We start from the raw sequence: 14,836 nt of genomic DNA, 5'->3' as shown, positions 1-14,836 counted from the left end.
TACATTCCTCCTGATTTTACACGAGTAAAATTTTATTTAAAAAATGCGGAGGGCGTAAATCCAAAACCCTCCAGACGATGATTACATCTTCTATTTTACTCGTGTAAAACAAAAATGCAATAGTTATTTTCAGCTCGTTCCGGTATCCCGCGCTTGTCCCGTAGATTGCCTGACGACCAGCTCATGTTTCGCCATAAAGCCGGTTAAAGGCGTGCCCTCGTTCAGATGGCTCACGATCGCTTCGATGGCCGCATGGCCGATGTCCCTCCGGGGGTAATGGATGGTCGTCAAAGACGGCGACGTATGGTTGGCCATCAGGATGTCCTCGCTGGAAGCGACAGACAACTGCTCCGGCACCGACAAGCCCCGGTCCCGGCAGGCGGACAGCACGCCGATGGCCATCAGATCGTTAACGCAGACGATGGCGGTAAACGGCAGGTCGCGACTCGCCTCCAGGCGGGCGGACATCGTCTCGTAAGCCGATTCCAGCGTTCCGAAGGGGCCGCGCAGCAACCATTCGTCGCGAAATTCGATGCCGTATGCGAGCAGCGCCTCACGGAATTGACGGAAGCGGACCTCGTAATGCGTCTCCCTCAGGCGGGTGCCCATAAAGCCGATCCGCGTATGGCCGAGACTCAACAGATGCTCCGCAAGCGCGCGGTACGCCGCGAGCCAGTCGATATCCGCGTACGGAACGGAAGCGTGACGCAGCTCCGGCGTCATGATCGAGAAGAGGGGAACGCCGATGCCGGCGAAATGGTCGGCCGTTTCCGCCTTCAGGCTTTGGCCGAACAAAATAATCGCATCCGTGCGCCCCATAAAAATCGTCTTCAGGCTGTCTTCTTCCTGTCGGGCATAGGTTTGGAAAATAAGCGACTGCCCATGCCCGCGCGCCTTCTGCTCCAGCCCGAGACTGATCCCCGTCTCGAACGAGTTGCCGATATTATTGAACAGCACCCCGAACTGGTTCATTTTGCGTGTCTTCAGGCTGCGGGCCGTCAAGTTCGGATTGTACCCGAGCTCGCGGATCGACTGGAGCACCTTCTGCCGGGTCGCTTCCTTCACGACGGCTTTATTGTTGATGACATAAGACACGACCGCGACGGAAACGCCTGCGTGTCGGGCCACATCGTCTCTTGTAACCATGACCGATCTCCCTTGAATAGACGTACTTTCACGATATCGGGGCCGGCGTACAAAGTCAAGTACACAAAGCCTGGTTCCGCTCGCTACCCGAAAACAGGGGATACGTTTTCAAGAGCGATTGAGGAGCGAAGGATCGATGCGGCGGCGAACTTCCGCCATTTTTCCTCTTTTCCAAAAAATTGGGCGCACCCGCCCATGGGCGTTCACATAGCATATTTCCATAAGGCCAATACCCAAGACGAAGGGCGGGACCCCGAAAGTGACTTTGTATATCGATTATAAGTCTCCTTCCGTGCAGTTTTCTTACGATATGAACAACAATACGCTGTTCAAGAAGGATGCGCGCAATTACATCAACGTGCTTTCGATCGATCAGTTGAATACGCTGGACAGTACGTCCCTGCTCGACATTTACCTCAGCAAAAGCAATGTAGTCGAGCCGCATTACCATCAAAATGCCGCAGAGCTGGTCTACTGCATCTCGGGCGCGGCGGTCGTCTCGCTGATCAACCCGTTCACGAACGAGCTGCTGCACTTTCCGATCAAGCCGGGGCAGGTGGCCAACGTGCCGCAAGGATGGTGGCACTATGAGATGGCTTCGGTCGACGATACGCATCTGCTGGCCATCTTCAACGCGCCGACGCCCGAAGTCATTCTCGGCTCGGATCTGCTGCGGCTGACGCCTGCAAGCGTGCTGGCGCATACGTATTGTCTGAACGAGGCGGAAGTGAAGCAGACGCTGGCGCCGATCAAAAAATCGGTGTTCATCGGACCGCCTGCGGACTGCAAGCTGGTCGAGAACGCGACCATCGGCAATATGGCAGGCAAAAAAGCCGCTAAACCGAATTCCCAGGCGCGCGAATGGTTCGTGCCGGAATCGGAAGAGCCGGAGCAAACGGAGGCCTTTCAGACGCCCGAAGAGATTTACGCCGGAGCGTCGGCCGGCCAGCCTTATCCCGCCTACGGCTACGCCGGCGAAACGGAGCGTCAGCCGCAATACGTCCCTTACGGCGAAGACCCGTCGGCCGCGCAAAAGGCTTTTCAGGCATACACGAGCGCCTATCCCGCCTTTGCCCAATTACCTTATGCGCCGTATGGCAACGGGCCGTTCGCCCAGCCGCCGTCATACGCCCCCTTCCCCGGAGATCCGAATCGGCAGCCGTTCCCCGGCTTCGGCGCGGCCGAAGCGGCGACCCAGCCCTTCTTCGGCCAGCCTGTCGAGGAATGGACCCGGCAGACGGCGGCCGGTCAGCCCCAGGAGCCGTTCGCTCAGCCGGCCTATGCGCCCCAGCCTTGGCCGCCGGGATACGTTCCGTCCCAGCCGTACGCGTATTTCCGCTGAGACCGGCTTTCGGCCGCTGCCGTCCTGCTCGGCAAGACCGCTTTTCGTCGTTCGGACGAAGGCGGCTCTTGCCGTTTTGTTGCGCCTTTTTTTTGCCGGGAAACGAAAGGATAGTGCTGTCCGCACTGGCTCGCCGTCGGACAAGCGGATACAATGGAAGGCAGAAAAGGGAGGAGATGCCGCTTGCTCAAGGGACGTATCGAGCTGCTGTGCAAGAAGAAGCAGCTTTCGCGAAAGGAGCTTGTGGAAGGGCTAGTCACGCAGGCGCATTTCGCTAACATTTTGGCCGGGCGCTATCCGATTGCCGACGATCTGGCCGGACCGATCGCCGTCCGTCTGGGCGTAACCGCCTCGTACTTGACCGGCGTTGCGGCAGCGGACGAGTCTACGCTCGAGCGGGCGGAGCAGGTATTCCGGAAGCTGTCCGGGCCGACGGTGCCGGAGAGCGTCGTGGACGCGCTGGAGGATCGCGACGACGCGCTTGTCGTCGAGCTGACCACCTCGCTGATGAAAGCCGTCTATTACCAGCAGGCGAACGATCCAAGCGCTTACGACTATTTGCACCGCACCTATTTGAATCACTATTTGGAGAAAGTGGCAATCCCCGAAGCGGCCAACCTGCCTTTGCCTTTGAAAAAAGCGCTGTTGTTGTATAAGGTGCAGCATTTCCGCTCCAAAAACCGCTTCGCCGAAGCGCTGGACGACGCGTCCCGCCTGAGCGGGCTTGTGGAGACGGGAACGGACATCTGGCTTAACCTGCAGCATATTACGATGGAGGCCTGCATCCACCTGAAGCAGTTCGAACAGGCCAAACGCGTATTCGAGCAGACGATGCAGCAGATCGTCGACGACCGGCTGTTCCATCGGTTGTCCGGCCTCTATGTCGCTTACAGCGGCTATTGCTTCGCCATGGGCCTTGTGCAGGAAGCGCTGCGGGCGCTCTCGATGGCCGAGGCGAATCTCGTCTACGTAGAGCAGCCGGGCGACACGATGACGGCCATCATGAACAACCGGATCGTCATGCTGACGATGACGGGGGAAATCGACCGGGCTCTGGACGAAATCGTCCGCTTCGAGGAGCTGATCGCCCGGGAGCCGGAGGAAACAAGGCTGCTGATGGAGCCGGTTGTCGTTATTTACCGGTGCGAGGCGGCGTTGGCGCAAAACAACGGTCCCCTGCTGGCCGAAGGCGTCGAGCGCCTGCGGAAGTGCTGCTTCGGGGAGGACCAGCGGATGGCGCTCTCCTTCTACGAAAGCCGGCAGGCGTTGGCGCAGGGAGACACGGAGACGTTCTGGGCGCAGTCGATGACGTGCTTGCCGTACTTCGAATCGACCGGCCACGCGCTGCGGCTGGAGCAGCTGTACGAATCGCTGGCCGTCGTAGCGGAAGAAGGGCGGCGGTACAAGGAAGCGGCGCTGTATTACCGCAAGCTGACGTATTTGCTGCGCAGTCGCAACGGGGGCGGAACGGGCAGCCCGGGCTGAACGTGCAAAAAAACGGCTGTCCTGGGCCGTTTCCGGCAGGCGAAAGCGGCGTTTTATTTGCGAAAATACCGGTCATTCCCAAAAAAAAGATGCCCGAGGGGTACTCGAAACCGCTTTACCGCCGCATTGTTTGTATCCGGCCGAACCTATTGTCCGGCCGATCGCCGATCGTTTACACTTGAACTATACCGGGATCGTATTTTTACGGAGAGGCGTGAAGATCGTATGGGATGGTTCGGAAAAAGCAAAGATCCGCAGGCTGCGCTGGAAAAAGCCGATAAAATGATGAATAAAGGTTTGACGGGACTGTTCATGAAAGGAACGGTTTCGAAGGAGCATCGCGAGCTGATCAACCAGAGCCTCGATTCCGCCAAGCAGGCCCAATTGGCGGCCAGCGGCGCCGTTCCGCATGCCGCGACCGGGATTGTCGTCACCGTAACGGATACGGGGAAGCTGATCAATTTCGATCCCGTCGTCACGCTTGTGCTCGACGTGACGGACGAGGGCGGCAATACGGCCCGGCAATCGCTCGAGACGCTGGTCTCGAAAATTCAAATTCCGCGTCAGGGGGACCGGGTCGCGCTAGGCCGCCATCCGGCCAATCCGTCGGAATGGCTGTATATGGGCTTGCTGACGGTTTAATGGGCGAGCCTAAAGCGAATACCGGTCGAGCACGGACCGCTCGGCATACAGGCAGCGCCAATAGCCTCCGGAACCACAGAGAATTGTGGGCCGGAGGCTTATTGATGCTGCCGGTATTCCGTCAAGAGAAAAATATTTTGTAAAGTTATTTTGTAAAATGATCAGGTTGTGATAATATAAGCTTACTCTAATACCCAAAAAAGGATCTGTGAAGAAATGGCAGGAAACAATACGAAGATATTAAAGCAAGCCAATACGTACCTGGTTTTGAATAGCATCATTTCCGCAGAATCGATTACGATCGAGGATGTGGTTAAAAAAACCAAATTAAGCAGGCCCACGATCGTAAATATCGTCAAAGAGCTGACGGAGAAAAATATCGTCTTCAAGTCGGGTTACGCCGAGTATACCGGAGGCCGTCTGCCGACTCTACTGTCGCTGAACGCCAACTCCTACTATACGATCGGCATCGATTTCGAGTTTCCGCCTATCCGAATGGCGATTTCCAATTTGAAAGGGGAAGTCGTCCATAAGCGGGGCATCACGGTGGAACGGCATTTTTCCCGAAATCAGATTATTGAGCTGATGTTTCAAGAGCTGGACGGGATGATCGCAGAATCGGGCATCGCCAAAGAACAATTTATCGGCATCGGCATCGGCATGCTCGGCTATTTGAAGGCCAATCAAGGAATTTCCGTTGAAATTATCCGGATTCCGGATTGGAAGGACGTCGATTTCAAGCAATTGATCAAAGAACGGTTCGGACTGCCGGTATACGTGCAGAACGACATTCATATGATGGCGCTGGCCGAGAAGCGGTTGTTCCTGCCCGACCTGGAGGAGGATTTCGCCTACGTCGGCATTCGTCCGGGCATCCGCTCGGGGATCGGTCTCGCGATGCAGATCAACGGCTCCTTCTACGGCGGAGTCAACGGCAACGCGCATTTGCTCGGCCATATGACCATCGATGTCAACGGCGAACCGTGCACTTGCGGCAGCCGGGGATGCCTTGAGCTGATCGCCGGGGAACCGAACGTCATCAAACGGTATAAAGCGCTGATAGGCGACGGGGAAGACCTGGAGCATATACGCGGCATCCGGGACATCTATGCCCGATCGCTGGCCGGCGAGCAGACGGCGACGGACGTGCTGGACGAGGTCGGCAACTATATGGGGATCGGCATCGCCAACGTGGTGAAGCTGTTCGGCTTGACGACGGTTGTCATCGGCGGTCCGGACAGCGAGCTGTATACGAACCTGATTCGCGATCATTTGAAGAAAAACATCTTTAAGCATATGTCGGGCGAGATGAACCTCATCGTCGGCAGACTCGAGCAGGATCTTTATCCGCTGGGGAGCTGTTTTCTGGTGATCGATCAGTTTTTCAAAGAACCGACTTTGAACTTATAAGCTTCGAGTAAAACCGTTCTTTTCGGACATAATAGCCTTGTTAACGCTTGTTGCGGAAACAAAGGCTATTTTTAAAATCTATTTTGTTAAATACTTTTATAAAATATATTGACTCATTCTCGGGTTTCTTTTATAGTAATAAGTACTTACTGAAATAATGACTAGAAGGGGACAAGGTGAATGGAATTAAGACAAGGAAATCGCTTTCGCAACTACACCTTGAATGTCGTCACGGCCGTCATCGTCATTGGAAGCTTGCTTCCGTTGATCTGGTTGTTTTTAACGTCCATCAAGCCGCAGGTCATCGCTTTTTCGCTGCCGCCGAAGTGGATATTCACGCCGACATTTAAGAACTTTGTAAGCGTTTTTACCGACGCTGCATTTATGAAAAGCTATTATAACAGCGTCGTCGTCAGTGTGATGACCACAGCTATCTCGTTGTACTTCGGCGTTTTGTCCGGATACTCGCTGGCTCGCTCCAAATCGATGGCCGGCAAAGTTATGGGACTATGGATCATTCTCGTTCGCATGGCTTCACCGATTATGTTTATCCTGCCGCTCTACATTATGCTTCGCACGGTCGGCGCATTGGATTCGTATTTGGGCTTAGCCTTGACGTATCTGCTGATAACGCTTCCCTTCGTCACCTGGATGATGTCGAGCTTTTTTAAAGGCATCCCGGAGGAAATCGAAGAGGCGGCCTTGCTTGACGGATGCGGAAGAGTCAAGGTGCTGACGAAGATCAACTTGCCGCTTGTGCTTCCCGGTATCGCAACCTGTGCGATCTTCACCTTTATCAACTCCTGGAACGAATTTTTGTACGCGCTGATCATCTCCGGCAGAGGAACGCGAACCGCTCCGGTTATGGTGCAAGGCTTCATCACGTTCGAAGGCATCAACTGGGGCGAGCTGGCCGCCGTCGGGGTATTCGTCACCTTGCCCGTACTCGTCGTCTCCTTCATCTTCCAGAAAGGTCTCGTCAAAGGACTTACCGGCGGCGCGGTTAAATAACAAAGCGTATCCGCTCGGCAAAGTTCCTCATTCGGGGAGGTGGTGCGGGAGGCAAGCGGTTTTCGCGGCGGTTGTGGATTGACGAATAGCGGTTTCTAGCAGCAGCTAAAAATGGGGAGGTTGCACACACATGAAAAAATGGAAAGCATCGGCGATATTGTTGTCAGCTATTTCGATCGTTGCGGCGGGTTGCAGCAACGGAAGCACGAATCAGGCAGATCCGGCACCGGGGGCGGGAAAATCAGACAAGCCTTACGCGGGTCAAAGCATCAACGTACTTATATTGAAAACGCCTGCTTGGGACGCTCTCGTGTCCAAAACGTCGGAGTTCGAACAAAAAACCGGCATCAAGGTCAACTTCGACTCCTTGCCCGAAAAATCGTATTTCCAAAAGCTCGAGATTTCGCTGTCGAACAAAACGGGCGAATACGATGTCGTGTGGGGCAACAACAAGAGCTTGCCTTCGATGATTTCCGGCGGCTGGGTCGAACCGATCAACAGCTACCTCGACGATCCGGCGAAGACGGACAAGTCTTTCGACTACGGCGACTTTATTCCGAAGCTGGCCAAAAACTTGTCCCAGGAAGGCAAAATTTACGGACTGCCAGGCAATGGCGAAGCGAACATTTTGTACTACAACAAAAACATGTTCAAGGAAGCCGGCCTGACGACTCCGCCCAAGAACCTCACCGAGCTGAAGGAATACGCCGCGAAGCTGACCAAGAAGGACAAGGACCAAGCGGGTATCGTCGTTCGGGCTACCAGAGAGGGCAACGCGAACAGCTTCTCCTGGATCATGGTTTGGAAAATGCTCGGCGGCAACTGGCTTGCGCAAGCCGAAGCGCCTTATGCCGTACTCGACAAGAAGGAAGCGATCGACGCAACGAATACGTGGATCGATCTGGTCAACAACTACGCGCCTAAGGGCATCCATAGCTATGGCTTCAACGAATCTCTGCTCGCGTTCCAGCAAGGCAAAGCGGCGATGATGATCGATGTCAATACGTTTATGCCAGAGGTAGAAAACAAGGAAAAATCGACCGTGGCCGGCAATGTCGGATACAGCGTGCTGGAAGGTACGGGCGACGAGTATACGGTTGGACCGACTTGGGGGATTTTCCTGCCTAAGGATACGAAGAAGAAGGACGTTTCTTGGGAATTTATGAAATGGGCGACGAGCAAGGAAGTTATGCAGGATATGGCCGACAAGAAGATTCGTTCCGACGCGACGCGCACATCGGTTCTGGACTCCGAGATGTTCAAGAAAAACTTCAACGCCGAGTGGGCCGAAGCGAACAAGGTAGCGCTTAACCACGCGGACTTCGGCTACACGCCGCTCATTCCGGAAGGCAACGAAATCCGCGACGCCTTGTCCGTAGCCATCGCGAAAGCGGCAACCGGCCAAGCCTCGACGGAAGCGGCTTTGAAAGAAGCGAACGATCGCATCAAGAAGATTACCGGCAAAAAGTAAGGTTGATATTTTCGCACGGGGGGAAGGCTTGCCCTTCCCTCATCTTTGAAGGAGGTACCTCATGGCAAACCCGACGCAGCTCCCTCGGTCCAAGAAGTGGGGCGGCAATCAGTCGCGAGACGGCATGGTCTTGCTGCTGCTGATTGCCCCTGCCTTCATCATCTTGCTTGTGCTCAGCATGGGGCCGCTCTTGCATAGTCTTTACACGGGCATGTTCGATTGGAATATGTCCAAGCCTACCAAAACGTTCGTAGGCTTCGGAAACTACAAGGAAATTTTGCAGGACACGTTTTTCTGGAATGCGCTGCTCAACACGCTGTATCAGGTGGTCGGCACGGTCGGCATTCAGCTGCTGGTGGGGCTCGTCATCGCGCTGCTGCTGAACCGCACGTTCAAGGGCGTGAAGGTGCTGCGCTCGCTGTACCTGCTGCCGATGATGACCACGCCGATCGTAGTCGGCCTCGTCTGGCGGATGCTGTTCAATCCCGAGCTCGGAATGATCAACTACTACCTGGGCAAGATCGGCATAACCGGTCCGAACTGGCTCGGCGATCCGGGCTGGGCGATGCCGTCGATTATATTGTCGGACGTGTGGCTGTCCACGCCGTTCCTGACGATGATTTTGCTGGCCGGCCTGCAGACGCTGCCAGCCGATCCGTACGAGTCGGCTGAGCTGGACGGCGCGAACCGGTTCCAGATGTTCTGGTACGTCACGCTGCCATTGCTGAAGCCTTACATCTACATGGCTCTCTTGTTCCGGATGATGGACGCCATCAAACGGTTCGATACGATCTACATCATGACGGGCGGCGGCCCCGGCAACAAGACAGAGACGCTTAATATTTACATTTATCACCAAGCTTTTGAATTTTTGAAAACCGGTTACGCGGCGGCGCTATCCAATGTCATGCTGGTGATTATTTTGTTGGTTAGCGTTTATTTCTTGCGTCAGATTCAGAAGTCTTAACTACAAACAAAAACAAACAAGAGGATGGAGATTCCGATGAAGAAACCATGGGTACAAATTGCGATTGACACGTTGAACGCCGAGAAAGCGCAGCAATACACAGGGATCGCCCTGAAGGCGGGCGCGGACTGGATCGAAGCGGGCACTCCCCTTCTTTATTATGAAGGAATCGGCGTGATCGAGAAGATGGTGAAGTTCAGCGGCGACGTGCCTGTCGTTGCCGATTTCAAAGCCCAGGACGGCGTCTACAAATATTTCGCGGAAGCGGCGAGACAAGGCGCCAAAGTCGCGACGGTTCTGGCCCAAATGAACGAAGGAAGCATCAAGGAAGCGGTAAGAGCCGGTAAAGAGCACGGCATCCAAGTATGCGCCGACCTGTTCTCCGTTCCTCCGGAGGAGCTTGCGCAGAAAGCCAAAGCGATGGAAGCCCTTGGCGTGGACTACTTGCTCAAGCATCTTGGCATGGACGAGACGAAATATTACCCGGAACGCAAATGCTCCGACTACGTGAAAGAAATCGTCGAAGCCGTCTCCATCCCGGTCGGGGTATCCACATTCGGAATCGAGGACGCCTTGGAGTCTCTTGCCGCAGGAGCTTCCTTTATTGTACAGGGAGAACCGATTCTTAGTTCGGAGAATGCATTGGAGAAGCTCACGGCATTTATTGCCGCCGTTAAAGCCACCGCCAATTAACTATATATACAACAGAGGAGAATGACACCTATGAAAGCAGCAGTGATTCGCGCACCTTATCGTTTCAACATTGAAGATCATCCGGTTCCGCAGCCCGGACCAGGGGAAGTGCTGATCCGCATCCATGCGGTCGGCATTTGCGGCTCGGACGTTCACGGGATGGAAGCCGATGGGGGACAACGCCGTCAACCGGGGCTGATTATGGGTCATGAGTCTGCGGGTCAGATCGAAGCCGTCGGTCCTAACGTGACGGATTGGAAGGCGGGCGACCGCGTAGCCATCGATCCCCAGTTGTCTTGCGGGTATTGCTACGCTTGCGAAAGAGGCTGGAAAAACCTTTGCGAGAACGGCGTTACGATCGGTTCTTCCCGTAAGCATCTGACGCACGGAGCGATGCGCGAATATATTACGGTGCCTACCCGGCAAATTTACAAGCTTCCCGACAACGTCAGCTTCGATGAAGGCGCGACGCTGGACTTCGTCGGCAATGCGGTGCACGTGCTGAACCGTTCGAACAGCAAGCTCGGCGACACCTTCGTCATTATCGGAACAGGCGCGATTGGCCTGATTGCCGTGCAATTGGCCAAGCTGAGAGGCGCAGGCAAAATTATCGCGGTCGACACGTCCGATTCCAAGCTTGCGCTGGCGGCCCGATTCGGGGCGGACCGGACGATCAACCCGATCAAGGAAGATGCGATCGCGGTGATCAAGGAAGAAACGGGCGGCTATGGCGCCGATATCGTGCTGGAGATGGTCGGTCTGCCGGCTACGTACGACACGGCGGTACGCGCGGCCAAAATGCAAGGTACGGTTATGGCTCTCGGCTTTGCCGCCGACCAGGTGACGATTCCGATTCAACCGCTGCTCTTCAGCGAGGTTACGATCGTAGGCTGCACCGGCTTTTCCTTCGAAGGACCTACCGTGCTGAACATGATCGCCGACGGCCGGATCGACGTCAAACCTTTGATTACTCACGAATTCCCGCTGGATCAAATCGAAAGCGGCTTTGAAGTGCTGCTCGATAAAAAGGCGGACGCGATTAAAGTAATCATTCATCCATAATTCAAATTGATAGAGGTGAGAGAGATGGGGCAACAGATAGAGACGAAGACGGAAGCAATCCAAACCTTGAACAATTTCATAAACGGGCAATGGGTGCCCGCCTCGGAGGCAGCCGAGACCGAAGCGGTCTACCAGCCTGCGAACGGAAGCATCCTGGCTTACGTGCCGCTCTCGACCAAGGAGGACGTGGATACGGCAGTGAACGCCGCATCCGCCGCTTTCTTGACCTGGAGCCAGACGCCGGTGCCGAAACGGGCGAGAGTGCTGTTCCGCTACCAGCAGCTGCTAGTGGAGCATTGGGAGGAACTGGCCCGTCTGATCACGACCGAGAACGGCAAAAACTACGAGGAAGCTTACGGGGAAGTGCTGCGCGGCATCGAATGCGTCGAATTTGCCGCAGGCGCGCCTTCGCTCATGATGGGCAAGCAGCTTCCGGATATTGCGAGCCGCATGGAATCGGGCATGTACCGTTACCCGATCGGCGTGATCGGCGGCATTACGCCGTTCAACTTCCCGATGATGGTGCCTTGCTGGATGTTCCCGCTTGCGATCGCCTGCGGCAATACGTTCGTGTTGAAGCCTTCGGAAAGAACGCCGCTGCTCGCCAACCGGTTGGCCGAGCTGTTGAAGGAAGCCGGATTGCCGGACGGCGTATTCAATATCGTCCATGGCGCGCGCGACGTCGTCAACGGCTTGCTGAACCATCCGGACATCCGGGCGATTTCCTTCGTCGGTTCGCAGCCTGTCGCCGAATATGTGCATAAAACCGCCTCGGCCAACGGCAAACGCGTCCAAGCGCTGGCCGGAGCCAAAAACCACAGCATCGTCATGCCTGACGCCGATCTGGAGCTGGCGGTTCGGCAAATCGTCAATGCCTCCTTCGGTTCGGCAGGCGAGCGCTGCATGGCTTGCTCCGTTGTCGTCGCGGTAGGCGACGTTGCCGATCGGCTGATCGAGGAAATCAAGACGGCGAGCGACCGCATCCGCATCGGCGACGGTCTGGAGCCGGACGTATTCCTCGGTCCGCTGATCCGCGGATCGCACAAGGAACGCGCGCTCGGCTACATCGAGAGCGGAGTGGAAGAAGGCGCGAGCTTGATCCGGGACGGCCGCAGCGATCCGCAAACGGCGGAGAGCGGCTACTTCCTCGGCCCGACGATTTTCGACCATGTGCAGACGAATATGAAGATCTGGCGCGACGAGATTTTCGCTCCGGTGCTGTCCATCATGCGCGTCGAGTCGCTGGATGAAGCGATCGAAGTGATGAACCGCTCCGATTTCGCCAACGGAGCCTGCATTTATACGCAAAACGGCAGCCATGTCCGGCAATTCAGAGAGCGCGTGGACGCCGGGATGCTTGGCGTGAACGTAGGCGTGCCTGCGCCGATGGCCTTCTTCCCGTTCTCCGGCTGGAAAAATTCCTTCTACGGGGATTTGCATGCCAACGGCACGGACGGCGTGGAATTTTATACGCGCAAAAAGATGGTTACCGCAAGATGGTAAAAACGTCACTCTTTCTTAACTCCAAATTACCTCTAGGTGGTATCGCGCTATGAACATGAAAGCATTGGTGCAGTATGAAAAAGGTAGCAAGAAAGTACGTATCGAGGAAATTCCGGTCCCGAACGAACTCGGACCGAAAGATATTCTGATGCAAGTCCAGGCGGTCGGCGTCTGCGGAAGCGACCTGCACATTTATCACGGCACCAACGGCTTCTACGTCAAGGATCGTCTCGTGCTGGGCCATGAATATTCGGGCTTCGTCGTCGACGTCGGTCCCGAAGTCAAGCTGTTCAAGAAGGGCGACCGCATCGTCAGCGAAACGCCCATCTACGTATGCGATGCCTGCGTCTACTGCCGCTCGGGGCAATTCGATCTTTGCCCCCGCCGGCTGGCGTTCGGCGCTACGGCCGACGGCGGCATGGCGCAATACGTCAAAACCCGCGAAGGCATCTGCCACCATGTGCCGGATAGCATCTCTTACGAAAAAGCGGCCTTGACCGAACCGGCCAGCGTGGCGTACAATGCGGTTGCCCACCATTCGCGGATTCAGCCCGGCGACCATGTCGTCGTCATCGGCCCGGGTCCGATCGGCCTGATGTGTCTGCAAGTTGCCAAACTGTCCTCGCCCGGCCATCTGACCATTGTCGGCACGAAGCGGGACAGCAAGCGTCTGGAGCTGGCCCGTCAGTTCGGAGCGGATGAGGTCATTATCGTGGAGGAAGAGGATGCGGTAGCCAAGGTCATGTCGGTAGGCGACGGCTTCGGCGCCGATCTGGTCGTGGATTGCGTCGGCATCAGCGCCACGTTGCAGCAAAGCCTAGAGATGGTCCGCCACGGCGGGCAGATTACGAAGGTCGGCTGGGGACCGGCTCCGGTGGGCTTCTCGCTGGACCCGCTCATTCAGAAGGCGGCTACGCTGCAAGGCTCGTTCAGCCATAAGTATTATCAATGGGAGAACGTCCTGAAGCTGATGGACCGGAATCAGATCGATCCGATGCCGATGACGAAAGTGTACCACATGGACGACTGGCAAGAAGCATTCGACGAGATGCACGCCCTGAACCATGCCAAATCGGTCCTATTGCCGAACGGATAAGAAGGGCGCAGCCTCTGGAGGAGGAGAACCGTTTGAAGCAGCGTTTCGAAGAGAAAAATGAGCGGATTCGTCAACGTTTCCAGGAGTGGAGGAAGCAGAACCCTCAGGCGGAAACGAGCCTGAACTTGTCCTGGAGCAACTGGGGCTTCGGCATTGAGCCGCTGGAAACGTCCATCAAGAGGCTGCATCAGGCAGGCCTGTCCTATATCGAGCTGCACGGCAACCATTATGGTCCCGATCTCGGGTACCGGCCGCAGGAAGTATTGAAGCTGCTGAAAGCCTACGAGATGCAAGTATCGGGGATTTGCGGCATGTATTCGAGCGATAGCGACTTCTCCAGCAACCGCGCCATTCACAGACAAGCCGCGATCGACTACACGAAGCGCACGCTGGAATTCGCCGCCGCGGTCGGCGCCGAATATATGCTCGTCGTGCCCAGCGCGGTAGGACGTCCGGACAAGTACGACGACACGGAATTCGAGCGCAGCGTCGAGGCGCTCGGGCTTGTGGCGGATCTGTTCACGGAATATGGTATCAAGGGTGCCATTGAACCGATCCGCTCCGCAGAAGTCAGTCTCGTGCGCACTGTCGGAGATGCGCAGCGCTACATCGCCGCGCTCAACCATCCGGGTATCGCTCATATCAATGGCGACGTGTACCATATGCAGTCGGAAGAAGCGCACATCGGCGAAGCCATTCTCGAAGCGGGCGATCAACTGGTCAACCTGCACTTGGCGGACAGCAACCGCGGCGCTATGGGCCACGGCTCAATGGATGTGGACGCCATCATTATGAGTTTGCACCTGATCGGTTTCGGCGGGGAGCGCAAATACGCGACCTTCGAGCCGCTCGGTCCCGGCGGCGCTCCTTATCCGGCCATGTACGGCAAGCCCGATCCGCAGACGCTGGACCGGCTCGTACAGGATTCGGTCCGGTATTTCCGGGAAAGAGAAGCCGTCCTTATGCAAAGTCTTTGATCTTTCAGCAAGAATAGCCGCCATGAGCGGC

Annotated in this window: 12 protein-coding genes and 1 pseudogene; 12 read left to right on the top strand and 1 reads right to left on the bottom strand. The window is 56.0% G+C overall.

Going from position 1 to position 14,836, the window contains the following annotated elements; genetic code table 11:
- Nucleotides 1-129: 129 nt before the first annotated feature.
- Nucleotides 130-1,146: a LacI family DNA-binding transcriptional regulator gene (locus tag ABD796_RS03920; protein WP_344903130.1), complete on the bottom strand. Its 1,017-nt coding sequence runs from the start codon at nucleotides 1,144-1,146 to the stop codon at nucleotides 130-132.
- A gap of 259 nt (nucleotides 1,147-1,405) precedes the next feature.
- Between ABD796_RS03920 and ABD796_RS03915 the strand changes: the two are divergent.
- The 12 genes and pseudogenes from ABD796_RS03915 to ABD796_RS03860 form a co-directional block, all read left to right on the top strand.
- A pseudogene (locus ABD796_RS03915) lies at nucleotides 1,406-1,934 on the top strand (cupin domain-containing protein); the annotation flags it as partial.
- A gap of 737 nt (nucleotides 1,935-2,671) precedes the next feature.
- Complete coding sequence (locus tag ABD796_RS03910) at nucleotides 2,672-3,973, top strand: helix-turn-helix domain-containing protein (RefSeq protein WP_344903127.1); 1,302 nt, start codon at nucleotides 2,672-2,674, stop codon at nucleotides 3,971-3,973.
- Nucleotides 3,974-4,198: 225 nt separating this feature from the next.
- The gene (locus ABD796_RS03905; protein ID WP_344903124.1) at nucleotides 4,199-4,615 is read left to right on the top strand and encodes a hypothetical protein; all 417 of its coding nucleotides are present in this window, start codon (nucleotides 4,199-4,201) and stop codon (nucleotides 4,613-4,615) included.
- A 216-nt stretch (nucleotides 4,616-4,831) separates the two neighbouring features.
- Nucleotides 4,832-6,025 carry an ROK family transcriptional regulator gene (locus ABD796_RS03900; protein ID WP_344903121.1) on the top strand — a complete coding sequence of 398 codons (1,194 nt, stop codon included), beginning with the start codon at nucleotides 4,832-4,834 and terminating at the stop codon, nucleotides 6,023-6,025.
- 180 nt (nucleotides 6,026-6,205) lie between these two features.
- Nucleotides 6,206-7,036 (top strand): carbohydrate ABC transporter permease, encoded by an 831-nt coding sequence (locus ABD796_RS03895; RefSeq protein ID WP_344903118.1) that lies wholly within the window; start codon nucleotides 6,206-6,208, stop codon nucleotides 7,034-7,036.
- A gap of 130 nt (nucleotides 7,037-7,166) precedes the next feature.
- Nucleotides 7,167-8,507: an ABC transporter substrate-binding protein gene (locus ABD796_RS03890; protein ID WP_344903116.1), complete on the top strand. Its 1,341-nt coding sequence runs from the start codon at nucleotides 7,167-7,169 to the stop codon at nucleotides 8,505-8,507.
- A 61-nt stretch (nucleotides 8,508-8,568) separates the two neighbouring features.
- The gene (locus ABD796_RS03885; protein WP_344903113.1) at nucleotides 8,569-9,474 is read left to right on the top strand and encodes a carbohydrate ABC transporter permease; all 906 of its coding nucleotides are present in this window, start codon (nucleotides 8,569-8,571) and stop codon (nucleotides 9,472-9,474) included.
- A 36-nt stretch (nucleotides 9,475-9,510) separates the two neighbouring features.
- The gene (locus tag ABD796_RS03880; RefSeq protein WP_344903110.1) at nucleotides 9,511-10,167 is read left to right on the top strand and encodes an orotidine 5'-phosphate decarboxylase / HUMPS family protein; all 657 of its coding nucleotides are present in this window, start codon (nucleotides 9,511-9,513) and stop codon (nucleotides 10,165-10,167) included.
- A gap of 30 nt (nucleotides 10,168-10,197) precedes the next feature.
- Nucleotides 10,198-11,229 carry a zinc-dependent alcohol dehydrogenase gene (locus tag ABD796_RS03875; RefSeq protein ID WP_344903107.1) on the top strand — a complete coding sequence of 344 codons (1,032 nt, stop codon included), beginning with the start codon at nucleotides 10,198-10,200 and terminating at the stop codon, nucleotides 11,227-11,229.
- A gap of 24 nt (nucleotides 11,230-11,253) precedes the next feature.
- Nucleotides 11,254-12,732, top strand: a complete 1,479-nt coding sequence (locus ABD796_RS03870) for a CoA-acylating methylmalonate-semialdehyde dehydrogenase (RefSeq protein ID WP_344903104.1) — start codon at nucleotides 11,254-11,256, stop codon at nucleotides 12,730-12,732.
- Between the two features lie 49 nt (nucleotides 12,733-12,781).
- Nucleotides 12,782-13,828: a zinc-dependent alcohol dehydrogenase gene (locus tag ABD796_RS03865; RefSeq protein WP_344903101.1), complete on the top strand. Its 1,047-nt coding sequence runs from the start codon at nucleotides 12,782-12,784 to the stop codon at nucleotides 13,826-13,828.
- Between the two features lie 32 nt (nucleotides 13,829-13,860).
- Complete coding sequence (locus ABD796_RS03860) at nucleotides 13,861-14,805, top strand: sugar phosphate isomerase/epimerase family protein (RefSeq protein ID WP_344903098.1); 945 nt, start codon at nucleotides 13,861-13,863, stop codon at nucleotides 14,803-14,805.
- Nucleotides 14,806-14,836 lie beyond the last annotated feature (31 nt).

Origin of the sequence: Paenibacillus hodogayensis (genome assembly GCF_039536325.1) — a bacterium.
Classification (GTDB): Bacteria; Bacillota; Bacilli; order Paenibacillales; family NBRC-103111; genus Paenibacillus_AB; species Paenibacillus_AB hodogayensis.
This window is presented reverse-complemented; position numbering and strand designations above follow the sequence as displayed.

Bases quoted from the DNA above. Each gene is read 5' to 3' on its own strand.
- ABD796_RS03870 (WP_344903104.1), top strand. From the start codon at position 11,254: ATGGGGCAACAGATAGAGACGAAGACGGAAGCAATCCAAACCTTGAAC.
- ABD796_RS03890 (WP_344903116.1), top strand. From the start codon at position 7,167: ATGAAAAAATGGAAAGCATCGGCGATATTGTTGTCAGCTATTTCGATC.
- ABD796_RS03875 (WP_344903107.1), top strand. From the start codon at position 10,198: ATGAAAGCAGCAGTGATTCGCGCACCTTATCGTTTCAACATTGAAGAT.
- ABD796_RS03865 (WP_344903101.1), top strand. From the start codon at position 12,782: ATGAACATGAAAGCATTGGTGCAGTATGAAAAAGGTAGCAAGAAAGTA.
- ABD796_RS03920 (WP_344903130.1), bottom strand. From the start codon at position 1,146: ATGGTTACAAGAGACGATGTGGCCCGACACGCAGGCGTTTCCGTCGCG.
- ABD796_RS03905 (WP_344903124.1), top strand. From the start codon at position 4,199: ATGGGATGGTTCGGAAAAAGCAAAGATCCGCAGGCTGCGCTGGAAAAA.
- ABD796_RS03900 (WP_344903121.1), top strand. From the start codon at position 4,832: ATGGCAGGAAACAATACGAAGATATTAAAGCAAGCCAATACGTACCTG.
- ABD796_RS03880 (WP_344903110.1), top strand. From the start codon at position 9,511: ATGAAGAAACCATGGGTACAAATTGCGATTGACACGTTGAACGCCGAG.
- ABD796_RS03885 (WP_344903113.1), top strand. From the start codon at position 8,569: ATGGCAAACCCGACGCAGCTCCCTCGGTCCAAGAAGTGGGGCGGCAAT.
- ABD796_RS03895 (WP_344903118.1), top strand. From the start codon at position 6,206: ATGGAATTAAGACAAGGAAATCGCTTTCGCAACTACACCTTGAATGTC.